22 protein-coding genes and 1 pseudogene are annotated in these 22,914 nt (G+C 70.8%); 14 read left to right on the forward strand and 9 right to left on the reverse strand.

The features are described 5' to 3' along the window. The first annotated feature begins 44 nt into the window (after positions 1 to 44). Positions 45 to 1,130 (forward strand): S-(hydroxymethyl)mycothiol dehydrogenase, encoded by a 1,086-nt coding sequence (locus QSK31_RS23045; protein WP_285686361.1) that lies wholly within the window; start codon positions 45 to 47, stop codon positions 1,128 to 1,130. Continuing rightward, complete coding sequence (locus QSK31_RS23050; RefSeq protein ID WP_285686362.1) at positions 1,130 to 1,711, forward strand: MBL fold metallo-hydrolase; 582 nt, start codon at positions 1,130 to 1,132, stop codon at positions 1,709 to 1,711. Before QSK31_RS23045 ends, QSK31_RS23050 begins: the two co-directional genes overlap by 1 nt. A gap of 1 nt (position 1,712) precedes the next feature. Here the strand turns inward: QSK31_RS23050 and QSK31_RS23055 are convergent, their stop codons facing one another. Together QSK31_RS23055 and QSK31_RS23060 are read right to left on the reverse strand one after the other, a co-directional pair. Next, entirely contained in the window at positions 1,713 to 3,017 is a 1,305-nt protein-coding gene (locus QSK31_RS23055) for an MGH1-like glycoside hydrolase domain-containing protein (RefSeq protein WP_285686363.1), read from the reverse strand. A gap of 83 nt (positions 3,018 to 3,100) precedes the next feature. Continuing rightward, positions 3,101 to 4,177, reverse strand: a complete 1,077-nt coding sequence (locus QSK31_RS23060; protein ID WP_285686364.1) for a DNA polymerase ligase N-terminal domain-containing protein — start codon at positions 4,175 to 4,177, stop codon at positions 3,101 to 3,103. A gap of 55 nt (positions 4,178 to 4,232) precedes the next feature. Between QSK31_RS23060 and QSK31_RS23065 the strand changes: the two genes are divergently transcribed. Next, on the forward strand, positions 4,233 to 4,904 hold the full coding sequence (locus tag QSK31_RS23065) for a helix-turn-helix transcriptional regulator (protein WP_285686365.1): 672 nt from the start codon (positions 4,233 to 4,235) through the stop codon (positions 4,902 to 4,904). Between the two features lie 9 nt (positions 4,905 to 4,913). On the opposite strand, the gene QSK31_RS23070 is transcribed toward QSK31_RS23065, so the two are convergent. Beyond that, positions 4,914 to 5,303 carry a VOC family protein gene (locus QSK31_RS23070; RefSeq protein WP_285686366.1) on the reverse strand — a complete coding sequence of 130 codons (390 nt, stop codon included), beginning with the start codon at positions 5,301 to 5,303 and terminating at the stop codon, positions 4,914 to 4,916. 141 nt (positions 5,304 to 5,444) lie between these two features. Here QSK31_RS23070 and QSK31_RS23075 point away from each other — a divergent pair, with 141 nt between their 5' ends. Together QSK31_RS23075 and ctaD are read left to right on the forward strand one after the other, a co-directional pair. Then, positions 5,445 to 6,554 (forward strand): FAD-dependent monooxygenase, encoded by a 1,110-nt coding sequence (locus QSK31_RS23075; protein ID WP_285686367.1) that lies wholly within the window; start codon positions 5,445 to 5,447, stop codon positions 6,552 to 6,554. 124 nt (positions 6,555 to 6,678) lie between these two features. Beyond that, the gene (gene ctaD / locus QSK31_RS23080; RefSeq protein ID WP_285686368.1) at positions 6,679 to 8,448 is read left to right on the forward strand and encodes an aa3-type cytochrome oxidase subunit I; all 1,770 of its coding nucleotides are present in this window, start codon (positions 6,679 to 6,681) and stop codon (positions 8,446 to 8,448) included. Positions 8,449 to 8,690: 242 nt separating this feature from the next. On the opposite strand, the gene QSK31_RS23085 is transcribed toward ctaD, so the two are convergent. After that, positions 8,691 to 9,467, reverse strand: a complete 777-nt coding sequence (locus QSK31_RS23085; protein ID WP_285686369.1) for a hypothetical protein — start codon at positions 9,465 to 9,467, stop codon at positions 8,691 to 8,693. Positions 9,468 to 9,959: 492 nt separating this feature from the next. Between QSK31_RS23085 and QSK31_RS23090 the strand changes: the two genes are divergently transcribed. After that, complete coding sequence (locus tag QSK31_RS23090; protein ID WP_285686370.1) at positions 9,960 to 10,619, forward strand: class I SAM-dependent methyltransferase; 660 nt, start codon at positions 9,960 to 9,962, stop codon at positions 10,617 to 10,619. 314 nt (positions 10,620 to 10,933) lie between these two features. After that, entirely contained in the window at positions 10,934 to 11,326 is a 393-nt protein-coding gene (locus tag QSK31_RS23095) for a hypothetical protein (RefSeq protein ID WP_285686371.1), read from the forward strand. A gap of 226 nt (positions 11,327 to 11,552) precedes the next feature. On the opposite strand, the gene QSK31_RS23100 is transcribed toward QSK31_RS23095, so the two are convergent. The 4 genes from QSK31_RS23100 to QSK31_RS23115 form a co-directional block, all read right to left on the reverse strand. Further along, positions 11,553 to 12,785, reverse strand: a complete 1,233-nt coding sequence (locus tag QSK31_RS23100) for an MFS transporter (RefSeq protein ID WP_285686372.1) — start codon at positions 12,783 to 12,785, stop codon at positions 11,553 to 11,555. A 70-nt stretch (positions 12,786 to 12,855) separates the two neighbouring features. Continuing rightward, positions 12,856 to 13,437: an isochorismatase family protein gene (locus QSK31_RS23105; RefSeq protein ID WP_285686373.1), complete on the reverse strand. Its 582-nt coding sequence runs from the start codon at positions 13,435 to 13,437 to the stop codon at positions 12,856 to 12,858. Between the two features lie 23 nt (positions 13,438 to 13,460). Then, on the reverse strand, positions 13,461 to 14,738 hold the full coding sequence (locus tag QSK31_RS23110; RefSeq protein WP_285686374.1) for a nicotinate phosphoribosyltransferase: 1,278 nt from the start codon (positions 14,736 to 14,738) through the stop codon (positions 13,461 to 13,463). Positions 14,739 to 14,747: 9 nt separating this feature from the next. Further along, a complete protein-coding gene (locus tag QSK31_RS23115) occupies positions 14,748 to 17,351 on the reverse strand; it encodes a LuxR C-terminal-related transcriptional regulator (RefSeq protein WP_285686375.1) in 2,604 nt (867 codons plus the stop codon). A gap of 135 nt (positions 17,352 to 17,486) precedes the next feature. Here QSK31_RS23115 and clpS point away from each other — a divergent pair, with 135 nt between their 5' ends. The 5 genes and pseudogenes from clpS to QSK31_RS23140 all read left to right on the forward strand — a co-directional run bounded on the left by clpS (position 17,487) and on the right by QSK31_RS23140 (position 20,240). After that, the gene (clpS, locus tag QSK31_RS23120) at positions 17,487 to 17,777 is read left to right on the forward strand and encodes an ATP-dependent Clp protease adapter ClpS (RefSeq protein ID WP_285686376.1); all 291 of its coding nucleotides are present in this window, start codon (positions 17,487 to 17,489) and stop codon (positions 17,775 to 17,777) included. Between the two features lie 14 nt (positions 17,778 to 17,791). Then, on the forward strand, positions 17,792 to 18,292 hold the full coding sequence (locus QSK31_RS23125; RefSeq protein WP_285686377.1) for a DUF2017 domain-containing protein: 501 nt from the start codon (positions 17,792 to 17,794) through the stop codon (positions 18,290 to 18,292). A gap of 58 nt (positions 18,293 to 18,350) precedes the next feature. Further along, positions 18,351 to 18,856 (forward strand): annotated as a pseudogene (locus tag QSK31_RS23130) (M67 family metallopeptidase). 56 nt (positions 18,857 to 18,912) lie between these two features. Next, positions 18,913 to 19,269, forward strand: a complete 357-nt coding sequence (locus QSK31_RS23135) for a MoaD/ThiS family protein (protein ID WP_285686379.1) — start codon at positions 18,913 to 18,915, stop codon at positions 19,267 to 19,269. A 5-nt stretch (positions 19,270 to 19,274) separates the two neighbouring features. Beyond that, positions 19,275 to 20,240, forward strand: coding sequence for a PLP-dependent cysteine synthase family protein (locus QSK31_RS23140; protein ID WP_285686380.1), 966 nt, complete (start codon positions 19,275 to 19,277; stop codon positions 20,238 to 20,240). Here QSK31_RS23140 and QSK31_RS23145 read toward each other — a convergent pair. Next, positions 20,237 to 20,626 carry a hypothetical protein gene (locus QSK31_RS23145; protein ID WP_285686381.1) on the reverse strand — a complete coding sequence of 130 codons (390 nt, stop codon included), beginning with the start codon at positions 20,624 to 20,626 and terminating at the stop codon, positions 20,237 to 20,239. The two genes, QSK31_RS23140 and QSK31_RS23145, sit on opposite strands and share 4 nt — an antisense overlap. A gap of 264 nt (positions 20,627 to 20,890) precedes the next feature. Between QSK31_RS23145 and QSK31_RS23150 the strand changes: the two genes are divergently transcribed. Together QSK31_RS23150 and QSK31_RS23155 are read left to right on the forward strand one after the other, a co-directional pair. Further along, positions 20,891 to 21,637: an MBL fold metallo-hydrolase gene (locus QSK31_RS23150; protein ID WP_285686382.1), complete on the forward strand. Its 747-nt coding sequence runs from the start codon at positions 20,891 to 20,893 to the stop codon at positions 21,635 to 21,637. Positions 21,638 to 21,673: 36 nt separating this feature from the next. Beyond that, on the forward strand, positions 21,674 to 22,912 hold the full coding sequence (locus tag QSK31_RS23155; protein WP_285686383.1) for a glycosyltransferase: 1,239 nt from the start codon (positions 21,674 to 21,676) through the stop codon (positions 22,910 to 22,912). Positions 22,913 to 22,914 lie beyond the last annotated feature (2 nt).

Consider the following 22,914-nt stretch of genomic DNA (forward strand, 5'->3'; position numbering starts at 1 on the left):
CGTGATTGGATTCTCGAGCCGGATCCGTTGAAAGGTGGTCTGTCGTGAGTCAGCTGGTGAAGGGTGTCATCTCCCGGTCCAAGGGCGCGCCGGTCGAGGTGACGACGATCGTCGTTCCCGACCCGGGCCCCGGCGAGGCGGTGGTGAAGGTGCAGGCCTGCGGCGTCTGCCACACCGACCTGCACTATCGCGAGGGCGGCATCAACGACGATTATCCCTTCCTGCTGGGTCACGAGGCGGCGGGCATCGTCGAGTCGGTGGGCGCCGGCGTGACCGACGTCGAGCCCGGCGACTTCGTGGTGCTCAACTGGCGCGCGGTGTGCGGCAACTGCCGCGCCTGTGACAAGGGCAAGCCGTGGTACTGCTTCGCCACGCACAACGCGTCGCAGAAGATGACACTCGAGGACGGCACCGAGCTGTCACCGGCGCTGGGCATCGGCGCCTTCGTGGAGAAGACGCTGGTCCACGCCGGTCAGTGCACCAAGGTCGACCCGGCGGCACGGCCGGCCGCGGTGGGCCTGCTCGGCTGCGGCGTGATGGCCGGCATCGGCGCGGCGATCAACACCGGTGGCGTGACCCGCGGCGACTCGGTCGCGGTGATCGGTTGCGGCGGGGTCGGTGACGGCGCGATCGTCGGCGCGGCGCTGGCCGGGGCCACCACGATCATCGCGGTCGACACCGACGACCAGAAACTCGAGTGGGCGCGGAAGTTCGGCGCCACGCACACGATCAACGCCAAGGGCGCCGACGTGGTCGCCGAGGTGCAGAAGCTGACCGGTGGCTTCGGCGCCGACGTGGTGGTCGAGGCGGTCGGCCGGCCGGAGACGTACAAGCAGGCGTTCTACGCACGGGACCTGGCCGGCACGGTGGTCCTGGTGGGTGTGCCGACGCCGGAGATGACGATCGAGCTGCCGCTGCTCGACGTGTTCGGCCGCGGCGGCGCGCTGAAGAGCAGCTGGTACGGCGACTGCCTGCCGACCCGCGACTTCCCGATGCTGACCGAGCTCTACCTGCAGGGCCGGGTCGACCTGGACGCGTTCGTGACCGAGGAGATCCGGCTGGACCAGGTCGAGGAGGCCTTCGCCAAGATGCACCAGGGCGGCGTGCTCCGCTCGGTGGTGATCTTCTGATGCGGGTCTCGCACGGGGTCACCAACGGGACGTTCTCGCTGGACGGGCAGACGTTCGAGGTGGACAACAACGTCTGGGTGGTCGGCGACGACGAGACCTGCGTGGTGATCGACGCGCCGCACGACGTGGACGGGATCCTGGCCGTGGTCGGTGGCCGCCGGGTGACGGCCATCCTGCTCACCCACGCGCACGACGATCACGTCCGGGTGGCGCCGCAGCTCGCCGAGGCCACCGGGGCGCCGCTGTACCTGCACCCGGCCGAGGAACCGCTGTGGAAGCTGACGCATCCCGACCGTCCGATGCCGGCGCCGCTGGCCGACGGGCAGGAGATCGCCGGCCTCCGGGTCCTGCACACGCCGGGGCACAGCCCGGGCGCGGTCTGCTTCTACGCGCCCGATCTGGGCTGCGTGTTCACCGGCGACACGCTGTTCCACGGCGGCCCGGGCGCGACCGGACGGTCGTTCAGCGACTACGACACGATCGTGACATCGATCAAGGAGCGTCTGCTCAAGCTGCCCAGCGCGACCGTGGTCCACACGGGCCACGGTCGCGACACGCTGATCGCCAACGAGACGGTCTGAGTCAGCCGCCCGCCGCCAGCAGGTCCAGGGTGAGGGCGGCGGTCCAGCTGAACTGGCCGGCGCCGATGCCCGCGCCTGTGTCGGGGTGGAAGTACTCGTAGTGCCCGGATGACCCGACCAGGCGCAGCATCGACGTACGCAGGTCTGCCGCCTCGCCCGTGAAGCCATGCTGATCGAGGCCGCGGCGCAGCAGCCAGTTGATGTTGACCCAGATCGGCCCGCGCCAGTACCGCGCCGGGTCGAAGTCGGCGGCCGTCCGGTCGTAGCTCGGCACCGGCAGCGTGGTGTCCTCGGGCAGCCCGAACCGCTCCGACCGGGCCTCGTCCAGGATCGCCTTGGTGTACTCGGAGGGCAGGCCCGGCAGGATCAGCGGGAGCAGCCCGGTCACGCAGTGGGCCGGGCTGAGCGTGCCGGTGCGTACGTCACGGGCCCGGAACGTCCGCGAGCCCTCGTCCCAGAGCCGGTCCACGACCGCCGCCGTGACGGCGCGAGCGCGCTCCTGGTGCACCGCGGGGTCGGCGCCGACCACCTCGGCGATCTTGGCCAGGGCCGACTCGGCCGCGCCGAGGATCGAGTTGAAGCCGGGGCACTCGACCACGAAGTCGTGCCGTTTCGCCAGCTCCAGGTCCGAGTACCCGGACTCCTTGTAGGCCACGACGAGATGCACGTAACGGGCGTAGTCGGTGTCCGTCGGCCGGTGCGAGGCGTCCGCCACGTCCAGGTCGCGGCGGTGATAACGGCGGAGCAGATCGTGGTCGGCCGGCACCTGCGACATCGCCGCGTCCCAGGCCGGGCTGTTGTCCACGCCCGACTCCCACGGGTGGACCAGGGCGGCCAGCCCGCCGCCGCCCGCGTCACGCCGGCCCGTCAGGTATTCCTGCTGCTTGACCAGCCGGGGATAGAGCCACCTCAGCTCCTCGGTCGCCTCGTGCGACGCCGACCGGCTGTAGACCTCCCACGCCGCGATGGCGTGCATCGGCGGCTGGACCAGGCCGGTGCTGCCGCGCGCCGGGCGGGACCCGTGGGCGGGCACGTCCCAGAAGCTCGGCCCGGGGAAGTAGTCGCCCTCGGGCACGGACGGGTCGAAGACGATGTGCGGGACGCGGCCGTCCGGCCACTGAGCCTCGAAGAGGCTGCGCAGGTCGCGCCAGGCCCGGGCCGGGTCGACGTGGGCGAGGCCGATCGCGATGAAGGCGGCGTCCCAGCTCCACTGGTGCGGGTAGAGGCGGCGGGACGGGACCATGTGGTCGCCGGACCAGTTGGCGTCGAGGACGTTGACGGCGGATTTCCAGAGTTCAGCAGACATCAAGGGGCTCACTGGTCGGGGTTGTCGGAACGGATGCGTCCCAACCTAGATGCTATCTGCTGTAACGCCGCCGTAATCTCACGTTAATCTCTGGCCGAGATCAAGAGCCAGTGCCGGCTTCGCCGTCCCGGGAGGTACGGGGAATCGAGGCGTTTCGCCACCACGCCGCCGAGACCCTGCGCCGTGGCGGCCTCCAGCGCGAACCCGCCGCCGCCCGGGAAGTACGGCGGCGTCTGCCAGTGGTCGCCGGCCACGCCGAGCCCCTCGAGCAGCTCCCGCCGCTGGGCGTAGCCGACCGCCTCCACCGTGGCGTGCCCCTCCAGCCACAGCAGGTCGTACGCCAGGAACTGCACCGGCGCCCGCTCCGACTGCCGCTTCGCCGCACCGGCGTCCTTGGGCTTGGTCCGCTTCGCGAGCAGCGCGGGCGACGGCGCGGTCCCCTCGAAGGCGACGATCTCGCCGTCCAGCACCGCCTCGGTGGGCGCCAGCGTGTCGCCGAGCGGGCGGAGCTCCGGGTACCACGAGGTGACGTCGGCGCCGGTCGCGTCGAGCAGCTTGAGCCGGCCGCCGGACACGTACCCGACGGTGCGCCGGCCGGACCAGCTCAGCTCGTACCCCCAGGCGTCGTCGTCGGGCGGCAGCCCGGACCCTTCGGTCGGCGTCATCGGCGTGATCAGCTCGGGCATGCTCTCCCAGCCGGGCTCCGGCGGGTCCATCCGCCGCACCATCCAGTCCTTGCCGTCGGTCTGGAAGAAGACGTAGCGCCCCGAGGTCCGTGTCCCGTGGAACGTGACGCTTATCTCGTCCGAGCGCCATTTGCCCGTTTCGTAGGTGCCGGTGTCGTGGATCAGCATCCGTCCGCCGCCGTACTCGCCGGCCGGGATCTCGCCGTGGAAGTCCAGGTACTCGAGGGGGTGATCCTCGGTGTGCTTGGCCAGGTTGTTCCGCCGCTGGTCACGGGGCAGGCCGCGGGGGACGGCGAAGGAGACCAGCACGCCGTCGCGCTCCAGCCGCACGTCCCAGTGCAGGCTGCGGGCGTGGTGCTGCTGGATGACGAACCGGTTCTCCTTCTCGGAAGGACGCGGCTGGGACGAAGGGACCGGCTCGGGAGTACGCCGGGCGTCCCGTTTGCGCCGGTATTCGTCGAGGCGGTCGCTCACGCCCGTCATTCTCTCAAAGGAGAAATTGTCGTACGCCCGTGCGAGGGTCTCAGGCATGTATTCGGAACGACCCGCCGCCGGGCTCCCGCAGGTCATCGCCTGGCGTGCGCGCAAGCTGCCCGGCGACGGCCCCGCGCGGGTCCTGCCCGACGGCTGCATGGACCTGATCTGGCACGAGGGCGAGGTCTTCATCGCCGGTCCCGACACCTCGGTGCAGCGGCATCCCGCGAGGCCGCCCGGCCGCACCTTCGGCCTGCGCTTCGCCGCCGGCACCGGGCCTCAGGTCGTGGGCGTGCCGGCCGACGAGTTCACCGACCGGCAGGTCCCGCTCGACCAGGTGTGGTCGCCGGCCGAGGTCCGCCGGGTCGCCGAGTCCGCCGCGCCCGACGTGGCTCTCCTCGAGGTCGCGACGGCCCGCTGGCAACCACCCGACCTCGCGTTGGTCGAGGTCGCGGCGCGGGCGCGGGCCGGGTGGACGGTCGACGCGATCGCCGAGCGGCTCGGCCTCAGCGCGCGACATCTGCGGCGTCGTGTCAAGACCGCTTTCGGGTACGGACCCAAGACGCTGACCCGGGTCCTGCGCATGCAGCGGGCACTCGCCCTGGCCAGGGACGGCGTGCCGCTCGCCTCGGTGGCCGCCGTGTCCGGCTACGCCGACCAGGCCCACCTCTCGAGGGATGTGAAAGCCTTGGCCGGCGTGCCGTTGACCTCGCTCGTCGTCACTTGACCCAGGGTTTCAGCTGGTCCAGGCGAAGAGATCGACCACCCGGCCGTCGGGGTCCTTGATCTGGGCGTACCGCTGCCCCCAGACCGCGTCCCACGGTTCCTTGTAGCTTTCATATCCGGCCTTCACCAGACCGGCGTGGACCTTGTCCACCTCGGCCGGGTCGTCACAGAGGAAGGCCAGGCCGCCGGCGCCCTCCGGGGCGGGCGTCCACTCGGGATCAAGCTTCGCCAGCGAGGCGTAGGAGTCGAACATCAGCCGGATGCCGCCGGGCAGGACAGCCTCGGCGTGCGGCTCGGTGTCCTGCTCGGCCGGGATGTCCAGGCCGAGCTCACGGTAAAAGGCCAGCGTCGTCGCCATGTCGGCGGCGGCCAGGCCGATCGCGTTGAAAGTAGGTGCCATGAGCGTGACGGTACGAGCAAAGTCTTCTGTCCGTCTTGAACAAATCGGACCCCAGCATGATCGCGGGTTCCCCGCTTCGGTCGCGGCGGGTAGTGTCTTGGCTCCTACGCGTGTCCATCTCCCCTCGGAGGCGTTGCTCCGATGACCATGCGCATCCTCGTCGTCGGTGCCGGGATCGCCGGTCTAGCCGCGGCCAGGGGCCTGCGGGTCGCCGGCTTCCGGCCCGACGTGGTCGAGGAGCTGCCCGCCACCATGCTGCCCGGCGCCGGGATCTACCTCCCCGGCAACGCCACCCGCGCGCTGCGCGTGCTGGGCCTCGACGCCCCGCTGCGGCCGCTCGGCGACCTGATCTTCCGGCAGCTCTTCCTCGACGCCGCCGGCGGCCAGCTCTTCGAGCTCGACGTCGCCGCGCTCTGGGCCGGCGTCGGCGAGTCCCGGGCGCTGGCCCGCGCGGACCTCCAGCAGGTGCTGCTCACCGGGGTGGGCGGCGAGGTGCGCTACGACACCGCGGTCACCGACCTGCAGATCGTCGACGGCGCCGCCAAGGTCGAGTTCTCCGGCGGCCGGATCGCCGAGTACGACCTGGTGGTGGGCGCCGACGGGCGGCGCTCGACGGTCCGGGCCAAGGCCGGTCTGGGCGGCGCGGCGACACCCACCGGGCAGATCGTCTACCGCAGCGTGGTCACCGGCGGTCCCCAGCTCAGCGACTGGACCGCCCTGCTCGGGGAGCGGTCCGCGTTCACCGTCATGCCGATGGGCAGCCGGCGGCTGTACTGCTACGCCGACGAGACGCCCGAGGCCGGCACGCCCAACCCGGCGGACCCCGAAGCCCGGCTGCGGGAGCTGTTCGGCGACTTCGGCGGCCCGGTTCCGCAGATCCTCAACGCCATCGAGAAGGTGCAGGTCGCGCGCACCGACGAGGTCGTGCTCGAGTCGTGGTCACGCGGCCCGGTGGTGCTGGTCGGTGACGCCGCGCACGCCACCGCGCCGACGCTCGCCCAGGGCGCGGCCATGTCGTTCGAGGACGCGGTGGTTCTCGGTGAGGTGCTGCGCGCTACTCCCGGCGACATCCCGGCCGCGCTGGCCGCGTTCGAGGCCCGCCGCCGGCCGCGCTGCGAGCAGGTGCGCACCCGGACCAGGGAGAGGGACGACAACCGGGACGTGCCCCCCGCAGAGCGCGACTCGATGCTGCGCAGCCGCGGTCAGGCGATCTTCGCTGATCAGTACCGTGAGCTCGTCCAGCCACTGTGAACGCGCGCCCGTAGTTTGGTCACCCCCCGCCCGGGAAGACCGGACGGGGGACTATTCTGCCTGCGAGGCACGCCTTTTCCTTCGGGCGTACTGAGAGGGACGAACGAGACACCGGAGGCTATTCGTGACGACCGTCGCGCCTAAGCCGATCGTGACCCGGCCCTGGCCGGTACGGCCCCAGGTCAAGGGCTCGGCGATCGCGCGGATCCTGCGCACGACGGACGCGAAGCAGATCGGGATCATGTACATGATCACGGCCTTCGTGTTCTTCCTGCTGGGCGGCCTGATGGCTCTGCTGATGCGTGCCGAGCTGGCCCGCCCCGGCATGCAGTTCCTGTCGCCCGAGCAGTACAACCAGCTGTTCACCATGCACGGCACGATCATGCTGCTGTTCTTCGCGACGCCGATCGTGTTCGCCTTCGCCAACTTCGTGGTGCCGATCCAGATCGGGGCGCCCGACGTCTCGTTCCCGCGGCTGAACTCGTTCGCCTACTGGCTCTACCTGTTCGGCGGGACCATCACGATGGCCGGGTTCCTCACGCCGGGTGGCGCGGCGGACTTCGGCTGGTTCGCGTACACGCCGCTCAGCGACGGCCTGCACTCCCCGGGCGTCGGCGGCAACATGTGGGTGGTCGGCCTGGCGATCTCCGGCCTCGGCACCATCCTCGGCGGCGTCAACATGATCACCACGATCCTGACGCTGCGCGCGCCCGGCATGACCATGTTCCGGATGCCGATCATGACGTGGAACATCTTCGTGACCAGCCTCCTGGTCGTCCTGGTGTTCCCGTTCCTGGCCGCCGCGTTGTTCGCTCTCGCCGCCGACCGCGTGCTCGGCGCGCAGGTCTTCAACGTCGAGACCGGCGGCCCGATGCTGTGGCAGCACCTCTTCTGGTTCTTCGGGCATCCCGAGGTGTACATCGTGGCGCTGCCGTTCTTCGGCATCATCACCGAGGTCATCCCGGTGTTCAGCCGCAAGCCGGTGTTCGGCTACAAGGGCCTGGTGTCGGCGACCCTGCTGATCGCCGCCCTGTCGATGAGCGTGTGGGCGCACCACATGTTCGTCACCGGCCAGGTGCTGCTGCCGTTCTTCAGCTTCCTGAGCTTCCTCATCGCGGTACCGACCGGCATGAAGTTCTTCGTCTGGATCGGCACGATGTGGCGCGGCCAGATCAGCTTCGAAACCCCGATGATGTTCGCCATCGGCTTCCTGGTGACGTTCCTCTTCGGTGGCCTCTCCGGCGTCCTGCTCGCCGCCCCGCCGATCGACTTCCACGTGTCGGACTCGTACTTCGTCATCGCGCACTTCCACTACGTGCTGTTCGGCACGATCGTGTTCGCGGTGTTCGCCGGCATCTACTTCTGGTTCCCGAAGATGTTCGGCCGGATGCTCGACGACAAGCTCGGCAAGGTGCACTTCTGGCTGACCTTCATCGGCTTCCACGCCACCTTCCTGGTGCAGCACTGGCTGGGCACCGAGGGCATGCCCCGACGGTACGCGGACTACCTGCCCGACGACGGCTTCACGTTCCTCAACACGTTCTCCACGATCGGGTCGTTCGTGCTCGGCGCCTCGACCCTGCCGTTCATCTACAACGTGTGGAAGTCGTACAAGGTCGGTGAGCTGGTCACGGTCGACGACCCGTGGGGCCATGGCAACTCGCTCGAGTGGGCCACGTCCTGCCCGCCGCCGCTGCGCAACTTCGACCGCATGCCGCGCATCCGTTCCGAGCGCCCGGCCTTCGACGCGAAGTTCCCCGAACTCGCCGCCGGCGCCCACCTGACCGGCCCACCCGAGGGCGGCGCCCGTCTCCTGAGCAGCGAGTCCGACGGCGGGGCGACCTACCAGGAAGACGTCAGCAGCAACGTCGACGTCGACGACAAGAAGAAGTAAGTCGACGACAAGAAGAAGTAAGCAGCCCCACCCCGCCAGCAGAACGAGCGGCCCGCCGGACATCCGGCGGGCCGCTCGCTTCATGGTCGGTGGAGACCCAGGTGGTCAGCGGAGACCAAGGCGGTCCGTGCCGGGACCGGCGTCGGATCTCAGCTCGGGCCGGCCGGGCGCGTCGCGCTCAGCGGCCATGGTGCACGGCCCCGCACACGGCCTGGTGGTTCAGGCCGGCCGGGCGGCGGACCTCAGCTGGTCGGGGTGGGCGAGGGCGTGGCGGTGGGGGTGCCGCAGCCCGGGCCGTGGCCTTTGCCCGGGCCGTGACCCTTGCCCGGTCCGTGGTGGTCGCCGGTGTTCGAAGGCTTCTCGCCCTTCTCGGGCTTGCCGGTGTTCTTGGGCTTGTCGGCGCGCTTGTCGTCCGTACCCTTGCGGTCCTTGCCCTTGAAGTCGCTCTTGTCCTGGCCGCCGCCGCAGCGGTCGCCGGTGGGGCGCTTCGTGAAGCCGGTGATCGCGGTCACGGTCCGGGCGCCGCTGTCGACGGTGCCGGAGATGCGGGCGAGCAGGTTGGCGGGCAGCGCCGACAACGCCACGGAAGCCCCGTTCACCGTGATTTTGGCGGTGCTCGCGACCGACAGGGTGGAGGTCGCCTCGTTCGGGCGGTTCACCGTGATCGTCGAAGCGCCGGCATCCGCCGAGGTGATGAGCCCGTGCAGGCGGAACGACGTCGCATCGGCGCTGTCGCCCGGCTTCGAGCGGTCCTCGGCGCCGGGCGAGGCGGGCGGCGCGGAGGGGGCGGATGAGGCGGACGGGGTGGATGGGGTCGCCGAGGGCGAGGTGCCGGCGCTCGTGCTCGGTGCGGCGGCCGGCCGGGCACTGGCCCGCTCGGAAGCAGTCGGCGACGCGGAGGTCTTGACCGCGGCGGGACGGGCGGCGTTACTGACCGCGGCCCACGCCGGGACGGTGGCAGCACCGGCGAGGGCGATCCCGCCGCTGACGGCGAGCGTGACGATGAGGCGCTTCTTCATGTCGGCGGGCTCCTGGGGGACGCGATCGGGGGCGTAGATCACGATCCAGGCCGAACTTATGGCGAGCCTCTGGATCAGGGTGCTGTCCGGCGCGATCTCGGGTGCCACTGGGTTGCGGCCCGATCACCGCAGCTCGGAAAGAAACGTTCAGCGCAGTTCCGACAGCAAGGCGTCCAGCCCGGTGGCCAGCCTGCTCAGGTGGTCGAGCACGCCCGTCGACATCTACCGGCTCCGGCATAGGTACCTCGGCCCGCAGCACACGCGTCTCCACCTGGAACGACGCCTCCACAGCGGCCACGAAGCCCGCCCGCCCGGCGTTGACGATCATGCGCTTGACCGCCCATTCGCCACGCTCGGTGACCACCCGCCACAGCTCGTTGGACAGCCCGCCGGTCACCCGCACCGCCGCCGCCACCGGCCGCCCGAGCCCGAACGCCTCCGCGACGATCCCCACACCCCGATCCACGTCCGCCCACATTAGGGTCGCGATCTGTGGATCTCGAAGGGTTTCTGGCCGGAATGCGCGACTCCTACAGCCGGATCGCGGAGGACTACGCCGGTGTGCCGGGCCAGGCGCAACGGCCGCAACTGATCGAGCGTGCGCTGCTGGCGGCCTTCGCCGAGCGGATCCTGGCCGGGTGCGGCGCCACGGTCGCCGACGTGGGTTGCGGCCCCGGTCAGCACACTGCGGCGTTGCGCGAGCTCGGGCTGGACGCCTACGGGATCGACCTCGCCCCGGGGATGGTCGAAGTCGCGCGGCGGGCGCATCCGGGCGTGCCGTTCGAGGTGGGGTCGATGCTGGAACTCGACCGGGCCGACGGCGAGCTCGGCGGGATCCTGTCGGTCTACTCGATCATCCATGTGCCGCTGGAGCTGCGCGCGCGGGTGCTGGCCGAGTTCTTCCGGGTGCTGGCGCCGGGTGGGCTGGTCATGCTGGTCTTCCAGGTCGGCGACGAGCAGGGGCGCCGGGAGGAGTTCCAGGGCCACCGCATCGGCATCGACTGGTACCGCCAGCAGCCCGACGACCTGGTCACCCTGCTGCGCGACGCCGGCTTCGACATCTGGCTCCGAGCCGTCCGCGAGGCCGAGGGCGCCGAGAAGGTGCCGCAGGGCTACCTGATCGCCGTCAAACCCAAGGTCAAAATCTTTTGACGGTACGGGCACCCGAAACCGAGCCGTGGTTTCAGCGGACCGTCGTCGTGGTCAAGGCCGCACGCCATTTCCGGCCCGGATGGTGGTGCGGCAAAAGCTCACTTCGCGAGTGCCTGGCGTTCCGATCGCGCGACGGGCAACGTTGATGCCTGGAAATACCGCCCGGGTTTCTCGCTGGGGTGTCGACGGTTAATTTGAATCAGGCGTGAGTGCCTGATCGACTTCATGATTCACCGGCATTCGCGCCGATGCCATCGACCGGCATCGGACCCGAAAGAGGTTCGTGCGCGACGGAAAGGTGAAGCAATTTGTCCATGACCAAGCGGCTTGCCGTTCGAGCAACCATGATCGCCGCGGTGATCCTGTCCGCCTTTGGTGCTCTGAGTGTGGCCACGTCCGCTCCCGCGCTGGCCGGCGAGGCCGTAGTCGGCTCGGCGGCGCTGGCGCCGCGGGCTACCTACGGCATCAACATGGACCAGGCGTGCTGGGACCAGTATGAACACGCCTTCAAAGCTGAGATCGACCCGCGGAATTGGCACGCCTGGGGCTGGAGGTGCTACACCTGGAATCAGAGCAACGGCACCCTTGAGGCACACGACATCGACCCTGCTCGGTATTGCCGCGAACACCACCCCGATGCTCCATTCTCCGCCTATTACGATCAGTGGGATCCTTTCTCTTGGTATTGCCGCCCGAACAGGGTTTGACAGCGATAGCTCGAAGGTCCTGTCGCGTGCCTCAGCGGTAACCACCGGCGGTCGCCCAATGCGTCGTCTGAATCCGCGGCAACGCCGTGGGCCGCCACAAGAAGTGGAGTGGCAGCCCGTGGCGTTGCTCAGGTCCGGGAAAAGGCCGTCAATCCCTGGTCGGCACGAGACCGGCCTAGTGCCAGACCGACCTGCGCGGTTGTGCGCAGGACGGGCGTCCGGTGCGTCAGGAGATGTGGGCGGACGCGGGATTGGCCGGGGTGGGGGAGACGGGAGCCGCGGCGGCTGTGCGGCGGCGGCGTAGTTCGGCGGGGAGGACGGCCAAGGCGACCAGGAGGCCCACGCCGCCGACGGCTGCGAAGCCCCAGGGTGGGGACTGCCAGTCCATGACCACGCCGGCCAGTGGCGCGCCCAGGGCCACGCCGACCGTGAGGGCCGAGTTGTGCCAGCCCAGGGCCTCGCCTCGGGCCGCGGCGGGGATCATGCGGCTGACCGCGTCGGCCGTGGCCGTGATCGTGGGGGCGCACAGCGCGCCGGCCGGGAGGATCAGCAGGGCCAGCAGCCACCAGTGGTCGCCGCCGAGCCCGACGGGGATCGTCAGCAAGGCCATGGGCGCGAAGAGCGTGAGCGGGGTCAAGCCCTTGCGGATCGTGCCGTAGAGGAAGCCGCCCAGCAGCGAGCCGGCCGCCCAGATGCTCAGCACCACGCCCGTCCAGGCGACCTCGCCGCCGGCGCGCAGCACCGCCACGACCGCGACGTCCGTGCCGCTCAGGACGAGGGTCGAGGCGGCCGTGATGGCCAGGATGCCGATCAGGCGCGGGGTCAGCCACTGGCTGCGGGGGATGCTGGCGGCGCCGGTCGACGGTGGGGCCTCGCCGGCGGAGCGGATGGGTGGGTCGAGCAGGAACAGGCCGACGCCGGAGATCAGGATGCCGGTGCCGACGGCATACATCCCGGCGTGTGAGCCCGCCGTCGTCGCGATCAGGACGCCCAGGGCGGGACCGGCCATGAAGCTGATCTCGGTGGTGATCGAGTCGAGCGCGAAGGCGGGGAGGCGGTGCGACTCGGGGGCGAGCGCGGCGATCGACTGCCGGGCCACGGCGAAGGCCGGCAGGGCCAGGAAACCGCCGACCAGCGCGGCGACCAGGAGTGCCCAATACGGCATGGAGGGCGCCGAGAACCAGAACAGCACCTCGGCCACCGTGGTGAGCACGAGCACCGGGCGCAGCCCGCGCCGGTCGGTGATGCGGCCCATCACAGGCGCGCCGAACGAGCCGCCGATCGTGAACGCCGTGCCGACCAGGCCGGCCAGGAAGTAGCCCAGGCCGAGGTCCTGAACCACGTGCAGGGTGAGCGTCACCGTGCCGGCAGCGATCGGCACACGCGCGAGCGTGGCCACCGCCAGCAGTGACTTGATGCCCCGCAGCGCGAGGGTCTCCCGGTAAGGCGTGAGTGTCATGACGGGTCCTAACCTCCGTCAGACATCCTCGCCGCTGGGTACGACAAGTTTCGAGCCAGTTAGACGGGGATCACGTGGGATCGACGACCGGCGCGCCCGTGGTGCTCACCCCGGCGGCAGCGAAAGCGTCGATCGCCGCGTCGGTGGTGATCCGGGACACGCCGGCGGTCAGCTCCAGCAGGACGCTGGTGGTGAAGCCGGCCGCTGCGGCGTCGAGCGCGGTCGCGCGTACGCAATGGTCGGTGGCGATCCCCACCACCTCGACCTCGGTGACCGAGCGTGAGCGCAACCAATCGGTCAGGCCCTCACCGGAGGTGGTGTGTCCCTCGAAGCCGGAGTAGGCAGCCGCGTGCGCGCCCTTGTGGAACACCGCCTCGATGCGGTCCCGTGCCAGCTCCGGGTGGAAGTCCGCGCCGCCGGTGCCCACCACGCAGTGTGCCGGCCACGAGTCGACGAAGTCGGGGTCGGCGCTGAAGTGGGCGCCGGGGTCGACGTGGTAGTCCTGGGTGGCGACCACGTGGTCCCACCGGTCGCCGGCGCGGTCCAGCACCAGCGAGATCCCGGCGGCCACGGCGGCGCCACCGGCGACCGGCAGGGAGCCGCCCTCGCAGAAGTCGTTCTGCACATCGACGATGATCAGCGCGCGTGACATTTGTTCCCCTCCGGGTGGCCCCCTCAGGCGATCGTGACCGGGATGGCCGGGTCACCCGCGGAGAGCTTAAGGCCCTCCCACGGGATGGAGATGAGGCATTGCCGCAAGTGCTCCCGTCCCTCGGCCAGGGTGGGCAGGGGCAGGACGTCGCCCGCGGCGATGAAGGACTGCTGGAGCAGGCGGTCGTTCGGCAGATGATCGGGTACGCCCTGGGGGACGATGATCTCCTCGGTGGCGGTGCCGGTGGGCTTGTGGCGTCGCACGGCCGTCTTGCGCCCACCGACGGTCGCCTTGTTCTCCGACCGCTTGACCACCGGGCGCCCCTCCACCTCGACCAGCTTGTAGACCAGCCCGGCGGTGGGCGCCGCGGACCCGGTGACCACGGCCGTCCCGGCGCCGTAGATGTCCACCGGCTCGGCGGCCAGCGAGGCGATCGAGTACTCGTCCATGTCACCGGAGACGATGATCTTGGTCTCGGTGGCGCCGAGCGAGTCGAGCAGCTCGCGGGAGTGCTGGGCGAGCACCGACAGGTCGCCCGAGTCGATCCGGATGGCGCGCAGGTCGGGGCCGGCCACCGCGATCGCGTTCCGGATGCCCTGGGCGATGTCGTACGTGTCGACCAGCAACGTCGTGTTCTTGCCCAGCGCCGCCACCTGGGAGGCGAACGCGGTCGCCTCGTCGTCGTGCAGCAGCGTGAACGCGTGCGCCGAGGTGCCCGTGGTCGGAATCCCGTAGAGCGCGCCCGCCGCCAGGTTGGACGTGCTGGCGAACCCGGCCAGGTACGCCGCCCGCGCCGAGGCCACGGCGGCCAGCTCGTGCGTGCGCCGGGAACCCATCTCGATGATCGGCCGCCCGCGCGCGGCGGTGACCATGCGTGCCGCCGCGGCCGCGATCGCGCTGTCGTGGTTGAGCACCGACAGGATGAGCGTCTCGAGCACCACGCACTCGGCGAACGTGCCGGAAACGGTCAGGATGGGCGATCCGGGGAAGAACAGCTCACCTTCGGCGTAGCCGTCGACGTCGCCGGTGAAGCGGTAGTCACGCAGCCAGGCGAGCGTCTCGTCGTCGACGATCCGGGCCGACCGCAGGACCTCCAGCTGGGCCGGCTCGAACCGGAACTCGCGGATCAGATCGATCAGCCGCCCGGTGCCGGCGACCACGCCGTACCGGCGGCCGGTCGGTAGCCGGCGCGCGAAGACCTCGAAGACGCTGCGCCTCGAGGCGGTGCCGTCGCGCAGTGCGGCACTCACCATCGTCAGCTCGTAGTGGTCGGTGAGCAGCGCGGGGGCGAAGTCGGTCACCCCACCACCCTATTGCGGCAGAGATCGAAGCGCCGGGGCGAGTTCGACCCGGCCGTTGACGCCGAGCTTGGCGTAGACCCGCTGGAGGTGGTTCTCGACCGTGCGCGGGGACAGGAAGAGCTGGTCGGCGATCTCCCGGCTCTTCGCGCCGTCCGCGGCCAGCTCGGCCACCTGCCGTTCCCGGGTGGTCAGGGCCGGCTGGACGGTACGCAGGGCCGGGGTACGCAGCACGTCGCACCGGGCCAGCACGTCGCCGAGCAGCGTGGACGCGGCGAGCGCCTGTGGGTCGCGGGCGGCCCGGAACAGGCGCACCGAGGTGGCCGCCGCCTCGGCCGCGAAGGTCAGGTAGCCGCGTCCCTGGAAGTCCCGGGCGATGGCCAGCAGCCCCTCGGCGGAGGAGTCGGCGGCCGCCCGGGCGTGCCGAAGCAGCAGCGGCGCGACCGGCCCGCCGGGCACCGATTCGAGCAGCGCGGCCATCCGGTCGGCGGCCAGCTCGGGGCGGCCCAGCCGGACCAGGTCGTGCAGGGCGAGCAGCTCGTGCCCGGCGAACCCGTCCACGCGCAGCCGCTGGACCACGTCCTGGAGCAGGCGGACCGCGCCGATCAGGTCGCCGGTCGCCGCCGCCACCCAGGCCCGGCAGCGGGTCAGCCACGGGTAGTCGGGGCCGTTGCAGGAGCCGGGCGCCCGGTCCGCGGCGGCCAGCGCCTCCCGGGCCGTGTCGGACTCGCCGCGCAGCGCCGCGACGTGCGCCCGGTACGCGTGCACGTTGCCCTCGTAGAGCCGGTTCGCCGTCAGCGCCGCGCAGGCCTGCTCGCACGCCGCCATGGCGGTGTCGGTACGCCCGCGCAGCCACGCCGCCTGCGCCTGCAGCAGCGACACCCAGGCCGAGCCGACCCCGAACCCGCCGGCCTGCACCAGGTCGGCGAACTCGTCGGTGAGGATGCCGTCGATGCCGGCCAGGTCCAGCGCGACGGCAACCCGGGTGCCCAGGGCCATCGGCAGCACGAACTGCAGGGTGGGGTTCTCCCGGCGCCAGCCGCCGGTGTCCGCGGCCACCGGGGCGAGCAGGTCGGTGCTGGCCGCCGGATCACCACCGGCGGCGGCCAGGAAGGCGAGCACGGACCGGGCCATGTCCGTCGACGGCGTGCCGGCGGCCGGGTCCGCGAGCACCTGACCGGCCAGCGCGCGGGCCTGCCGGAGCTGGAGCAGCTGCATGCGCATCAGTGACTCGACGGCGCGTGCCCGGGCCTCGTCGGCCGGGTCGTCGATGCGGGCCCGGGCCAGCTCGTCGGCGGTGTCGGCCCGGCCCTGCCCCCAGAACGCGACCGTGGCCCGGGCGATCAGCCGGCGCGCCGGCGGACCGTCGGCCCGGTCCAGCGCCGCCAGCGCCTCGTCCGGCCGGTCGGCGAAGAGCAGCACCGTCGAGAGCAGCTCGGCGGCGTCGTACCCGGCGCCGTGGGTCCAGGCCGCGCCGGCCAGCCGCTGCGCCAGCCCGAGGTCGAACCGGCCGAACGCCTGCACGGCCGCGTCCAGCAGCATCCCGCCGTCCTGGGCGGTGCCGGAGTCGAGCCGCCACACCGCCACCCGCAGCAGGTCGTCGCGGCGGCGCGCGCCGGTGCTCCCGACCAGGTCGGCGAGGGTGGCGTGCAGGCGGCGCGAGCGGGTGGCCGGGCAGTGCTGGCGGACCACCTCGCCGTAGAGGGGGTGCGCCAGACGTACGTCGCGGCGGCGTCCGTCCTCGGTGACCCGGATCAGGCCGCGTTCCTCGGCGGCCTCGGCGTCGGCCGGCACGCAGCCCTGCAGGACCAGGTGCAGGCCGATCGGTTCGCCGAAGGCGACCAGTTCGAGCACGTCGCGGACCCCGGGGGTCAGCCCGCCGATGCGGGCGTCGACCAGATCGGCCAGGCTGGGGGCCAGGGTGAGTTTGCCGGTCCAGCGCCACATTCCGTACGAGCGGGAGATCTCGCCGCCCTGCCTGGCCGCCATGACCAGCTCACGCAGCAGCAGCGGGTTGCCGCCGGCGAACCGGGACAGCTGCCGCGCCGAGGTCGTCTCGAGTGGCCCGCCGAGCATCGAGGTCAGCAGCTCGCGGGACTCCTCGGTGCTCAGTGGCAGCAGATCGGCGTTGACGACCAGACCCTCGGTCCAGAGCGCGGCGATCGGGGCGGGCGCCGGTTCGCCGGTGCGCCGCGTGCCGAGCAGCGTGGCGCCCTCCCGGACCAGCAGGTGGATCAGCGCGGCCGAGGTGCGATCGAGCAGGTGTACGTCGTCCACGGCGAGCACGAGCCGCCGTGCGCCCCCGTCGGAGCGCAGCGCGCCGGCGGCCCAGCGCAGCAGCCCGGGTGCGGACAGCCCGGCGGGCGGGTCGGGCGGGAGCACCTGGGCGAGGCTGCCGAAGGGCAGGCCGGTGGCGCCGATCGTGGCCGAGGCGGAGAAGACCGCGTACTGGTCGGCCGGAAGTGTCCGGGTCGCCTCGCAGAGCAGCCGGCTCTTACCGATGCCGGGATCGCCGCTGAGAATCAACCCCCTGGTCTCGGTGGAGGATGCATTGTCAGCGGCCCTGATGAACCGGTCCAGCTCGCCGGTGCGTCCGACGAAGTCCCAGTTGCCCACGCCGTCAGCATATCGAGATCCGTCACGGTTATGTCACTACCTGTACCCCTGCGAGGTTCGCCGGAGATCGCTTCGTGACCTGCGCTTAAGAGTCGCATTCCACGGTTCCGCCGTTCCGGTGGCACGATGGTGGGCATGGCGCTGCCCCAGGTCGCTCCCGTCGAGACGCCGGAGATCGAGGAATCACCAGCGGACGACCGGCCTTGGGTGACCATCGTCTGGGACGATCCGGTCAACCTGATGTCCTACGTGACCTGGGTTTTCCAGAAGCAGTTCGGCTACAGCCGGGAGAAGGCCGAGAAGCTCATGCTGGACGTGCACAACAAGGGCAAGGCGGTGGTCTCCACCGGTGCTCGCGAGCGCATGGAGATGGACGCCTCGCAATTGCACGGATACGGTCTGTGGGCAACGGTCGACCGGGCGTGAGGGTGGATTGAGGCATGTTCCGACGCAACGGCACTGAGTGCGTGGCGGCGTTCGCCATCGACGAGGTGCGCGTGCTCCGCAAGGTCGCCGGCGAGGTGGTCGACCTGCTGACCGACGGCTTCGATCGGGGCGACCCGGTCGTCGACCGGCTGTTCCCGGACATCTACCCGGACCTGCCCGAGGATTCCGCCGAGTTCCGGCTGTACACCGAGGGCGATCTGAAGACCGGGAAGATCGACCAGGCCGGCGCGATCCTGGCGGCGCTGCCCGACGACGGCCCGGGTGAGGTGCGCCTGGACGCGGAGACGGCCGAGGCGTGGCTGCGCGCGATCAACGACGCCCGGCTGGCGATGGGCACCCGGCTGGACATCGCCGCCGACACCGACCTCGGCGACGAGCTCGACGACGCCGTGCTGCACGACCCTGCCTCGAGCCGGGTCTTCCAGCTGTCGGTGTACGCCTACCTGGGCTACCTCCAGGAGTCGTTGCTGAACGCCCTGCCGGAGATCGACTGACGCGGTTGTGGCCACGGCCACGCCCGGTTGAAGCACTCGTCACGGTAATGTGAAATGCGTGCTGACCATCGACAGTGCGATCGTCCAGGCGATCGTCGCCCACGCCCGCCGGGATCACCCCGACGAGGCCTGTGGCGTGGTCGCCGGCCCGCTCGGCAGCGATCTGCCCACCCGGCACATCGCGATGGACAACGCGGCCCGCTCGATGACCTTCTACGAGTTCGACTCGATGGAGCAGTTGCGGGTCTGGCGCGAGATGGACGACAACGACGAGGAACCGGTCGTCATCTACCACTCGCACACGGCCACCGAGGCCTATCCGTCGCGCACCGACATCTCGTTCGCCGGCGAGCCGGGCGCGCACTATCTCCTCGTCTCGACACGTGAGCCGGACGTTGAGGAGATTCGCTCGTTCCGTATCGTGGACAGTGTGGTGACCGAAGAAGAGGTCAACATCGTGGATGCGACGGTAGAAGTGTGATGGCCAGATCTGGTCTGGAGACTTGGGTGCAGACGTTCATGTTCGGGCAGAGCCCGGCGTCGGTGTTCTACGAGTGTCGCTGAGCGGCGTACTCCCCGAACCCGTCTGTCTCGATTTCCTCTCAAGGAGCATTTCCGCAATGGCTATCGAAGTTCGCGTTCCTACCATCCTGCGCAGCTACACCGGCGGCCAGAAGGTCGTCGAGGGTGCCGGCGCCACGCTGTCCGGTCTGATCGACGACCTGGACGCCAAGCACAACGGCATCAAGGGCCGGCTGATCACGCCCGAGGGCGGGCTGCACCGCTTCGTCAACATCTACGTCAATGACGAGGACGTGCGCTTCCTCGGCGCGCTGGACGCCAAGGTCGCCGACGGCGACTCGGTCACCATCCTGCCGGCGGTCGCCGGCGGCGCGCTCGGCTTCGCGGCCGCCGCGGCCTTGCTGGGGAACTCGTCCAACCGCCCCGCCGCCGCCCCTGACCCGACTGAGGGCTGAGCCCGATGGCTCGCTACGAGAGCCTTCTGGACGCCGCCGGGGGCACGCCGCTGGTCGGCCTGCCCCGCCTTTCGCCGACGGTGCCCGACGGGGCACCGCCGGTGCGGCTCTGGGCCAAACTCGAAGACCGCAACCCGACCGGCAGCATCAAGGACCGCGCCGCCCTGTTCATGGTGCGCGAGGCCGAGGAGGCGGGCCGGCTCCGCCCGGGTGACACCATCCTGGAGCCGACCAGCGGCAACACCGGCATCTCCCTGGCCATGGTGGCCAAGCTGCGGGGATACCGCCTGGTCTGTGTGATGCCGGAGAACGTCTCGGCCGAGCGCGTCCAGATCCTGCGGATGTACGGCGCCGAGATCCTCTTCTCGCCCGCGGCGGGCGGGTCCAATCAGGCCGTCGCGACCGCCAAGCAGGTCGCCGCCGAGCACCCCGACTGGGTCATGCTCTTCCAGTACGGCAACCCGGCCAACGCCCGCGCGCACTACGAGACGACCGGTCCGGAGCTGCTGCGCGACCTGCCGACGATCACGCACTTCGTGGCCGGCCTGGGCACCACCGGGACGCTGATGGGCACCGGCCGCTATCTGCGGGAGAAGGTCGAGGGCGTCGAGATCATCGCCGCCGAGCCGCGGTACGGCGAACTCGTGTACGGCCTGCGTAACATCGACGAGGGCTACGTGCCGGAGCTCTACGACGCCACGGTGCTCAACCGTCGCTTCTCGGTGGGCACTCGCGACGCGGTCCTGCGTACCCGTCAGCTCGTCGAGGTTGAAGGGATCTTCGCCGGCTTCTCCAGCGGGGCGATCCTGCACGCCGCGCTGGCCGTCGCGCACGAGGCGGTCAAGGCGGGCCGCCGCGCCGACGTCGCGTTCGTGATCGCCGACGGCGGCTGGAAGTACCTGTCCACAGGCGCCTACGGCGGCACCCTGTCCGAGGCCGAGGACGCCCTCGAAGGCCAGCTCTGGGCTTAGTGGGAAACCGCCAGGAGCACCAGGCCGCTGAGCGGGAGCGCGGCGGCGACCAGGAACAGGTACGGCAGCACCCTGCGGTGGATCGACAGGAACGCGCCCACCACGAGCGCCACGCTGGTCAGGCCCAGCAGGGCGAGCACCGGCACGTACCAGCCGGGCACGCCGCCGAGCACCGAGATGAAGACGCGCAGCCCGACGCCGACCCCGACGAGCCCGAGCGCGGACGCGTAGAGCGACATCGCGAGCAACCGCCGTGTGCCGGGCGCGGGGTCGTCCGCCGCTGGGAAGCGGAAGAGCAGGTCGCGATCGTCCGGACCGGTGGTCGGGACATCACCCTCCCAGCCGAAGGGCACCACTGCGGTCGGTGAGTCCAACTCGGTTGTCATGCGTCTCCGTAAGGTTAGGTGCCTCACGGTGTGCAACGAATGGACTTCACGAAGCGTCACGCATCTTACGGAGACCGAGGTCACGGGGGATGTGATGTACGTTGTCGATTTAGCGACAAATCGATCAGACGTTAACCCGGCGCGCTGGTCCGGGCGTACGCTTCGCAGCGTGATTGACTGGTCTCTGACTATCACCACGGGCCGGTCGAGCGGGGCTTGGTCGACGGGGCGTGGGTCGACGGGGCGTGATTCAGGGGTATCCGTATGCGACTGACCGTTCTCGGCTGCGCCGGGAGTTTTCCCGGCCCCGAATCGGCCTGTTCCGCCTATCTCCTGGAGGCTCAGGGCTTCCGGCTGCTCCTTGATTTCGGATCGGGTTCACTGTCCGCTTTGCAGCGCTACGCCGGGCTCGATGCGGTCGATGCGATTCTCCTCACTCATCTGCATTGCGACCACATGTCCGACGCATGCGATTACGTGGTGGTTCGGCGCTACGACCCGCAGGGCCCGTTGCCCAAACTGCCGGTCTACGCGCCGCTGGGAGCCGCCGAGCGGATCGCGGCCGCCTACAGCACCGAGGCGGAGCCGGTCGACGACGTCTACAACTTCTTCCGGCTCGAGCCGGGCACCTTCCCGATCGGTCCGTTCACGGTCACGGTCGACCGGGTCAACCACCCGATAGAGACTTATGGCGTACGCATAGAGCAGGGCGGACACGTCCTGGCGTACTCGGCGGACACCGCACCCTGCGACGCCCTGCTGCGGCTGGCGCAGGGCGCCGACATCTTCCTGTGCGAGGCCAGCTACCTGGACGGTGTGGACAATCCACCTGACATACACCTGACCGGGGGTGAGGCGGGGGAGGCGGCGACGAAGGCGGATGTCGGCCGCCTACTGTTGACCCACCTCGTCTCCGCTTGGGGAAGCGAGGCATCTACTGTGGATAACGCATGTGCGGCTTTCGCTGGACCTGTTGAGGTCGTTCGGCCAGGGAGCCGCTACGATCTCTGAGCCCCCCGAGCCTGTCCCCCCTTGGAGTGCACTGGCATGCGCATCGTCCGGCTGGCCAACGTCGTCTCGGCTCGATCCGGTGGTCTCCGCACAGCACTGCGCTACCTGGGCGAGGGCTACCAGCGCGCGGGCCACGAAGCGATCCTGATCATTCCCGGTCGGCACGCCTCCGACGAGATGACCGACCAGGGCCGGGTGATCACCCTCCCCGGCACGGTGCTGCCGCGCACCGGCGGGCACCGGGTGCTGGCCGGCCGGCGGCAGATCACCCGCCTGCTGGACCAACTGGAGCCCGACCGCATCGAGGTGTCCGACCGCTCCACGCTGCGCTGGACAGGCAAGTGGGCGCGCGAGCGCGGGGTCGGCTCGATGATGGTCTCGCACGAGAGCCTGGCCGGGCTGCTCGGCGTCTGGGGCATGCCCGCCCGCGAGGTGCTCGCCGACCGGCTCAACCGGGCCACCGCCGAGATGTACGACCAGATCGTCTGCACCACGGCCTTCGCCGCCGCCGAGTTCCGCCGGCTGGGCGTGCCCAACCTGGTCGAGGTCCCGCTCGGCGTCGACCTGGCCCGATACCACCCGGGCGCCGCCGACCCGATGGTCCGGTCCCGGTACGCGCGCCCCGACGAGATCCTGGTCGTCTACTGCTCCCGGCTCTCCGCCGACAAGCGGCCCGAGCTGGCCGTGGACACGATCGCGGCGTTGCGGGCCGGCAAGGCGCCCGCGGTGCTGGCGGTGGCCGGTGACGGTTCCCGGCGGGCCGCCCTGGCCTACCGCGCGGCCCGGCTCCCGGTGCGCTTCGCCGGTCACCTGAACGACCGGGACGCCGTCGCGGCACTGCTGGCCAGCGCCGACGTGCTGGTCGCGCCCGGCCCGGTGGAGACCTTCGGCCTGGCCGCGCTCGAGGCGCTGGCCTGCGGCACGCCGGTGGTGGTCAACCAGGCGAGCGCGTTGCCCGAGGTGGTGGGCGAGGCGGGCGTCGCGGTCCGGGGTACGCCGGAGGCCTTCGCGGAGGGCGTACGCAATCTGATGGAGCGCCCCGAGGCCGAACGCCGCGCCGCCGCACGTGCCCGCGCCGAGTTGTTCGGCTGGCCGCAGGCCGTCGAGGGTTTCCTGCGCGCGCACGGCATCGAGGCCCCGGCGATCGCCCGCCAGACCCGGGTGGTGGCCGACTCGCTGCGCCCGGCCGTTCCCGTGGGCGCGATGTCCCACGTCTGGCCGCCCCGCCACGACAGCGGTGGGGCGGACGAGACCGGCACGCCGCGTTACGCATAGGG

This window comes from Actinoplanes sp. NBRC 103695 (assembly GCF_030269485.1).
Lineage (GTDB): Bacteria > Actinomycetota > Actinomycetes > Mycobacteriales > Micromonosporaceae > Actinoplanes.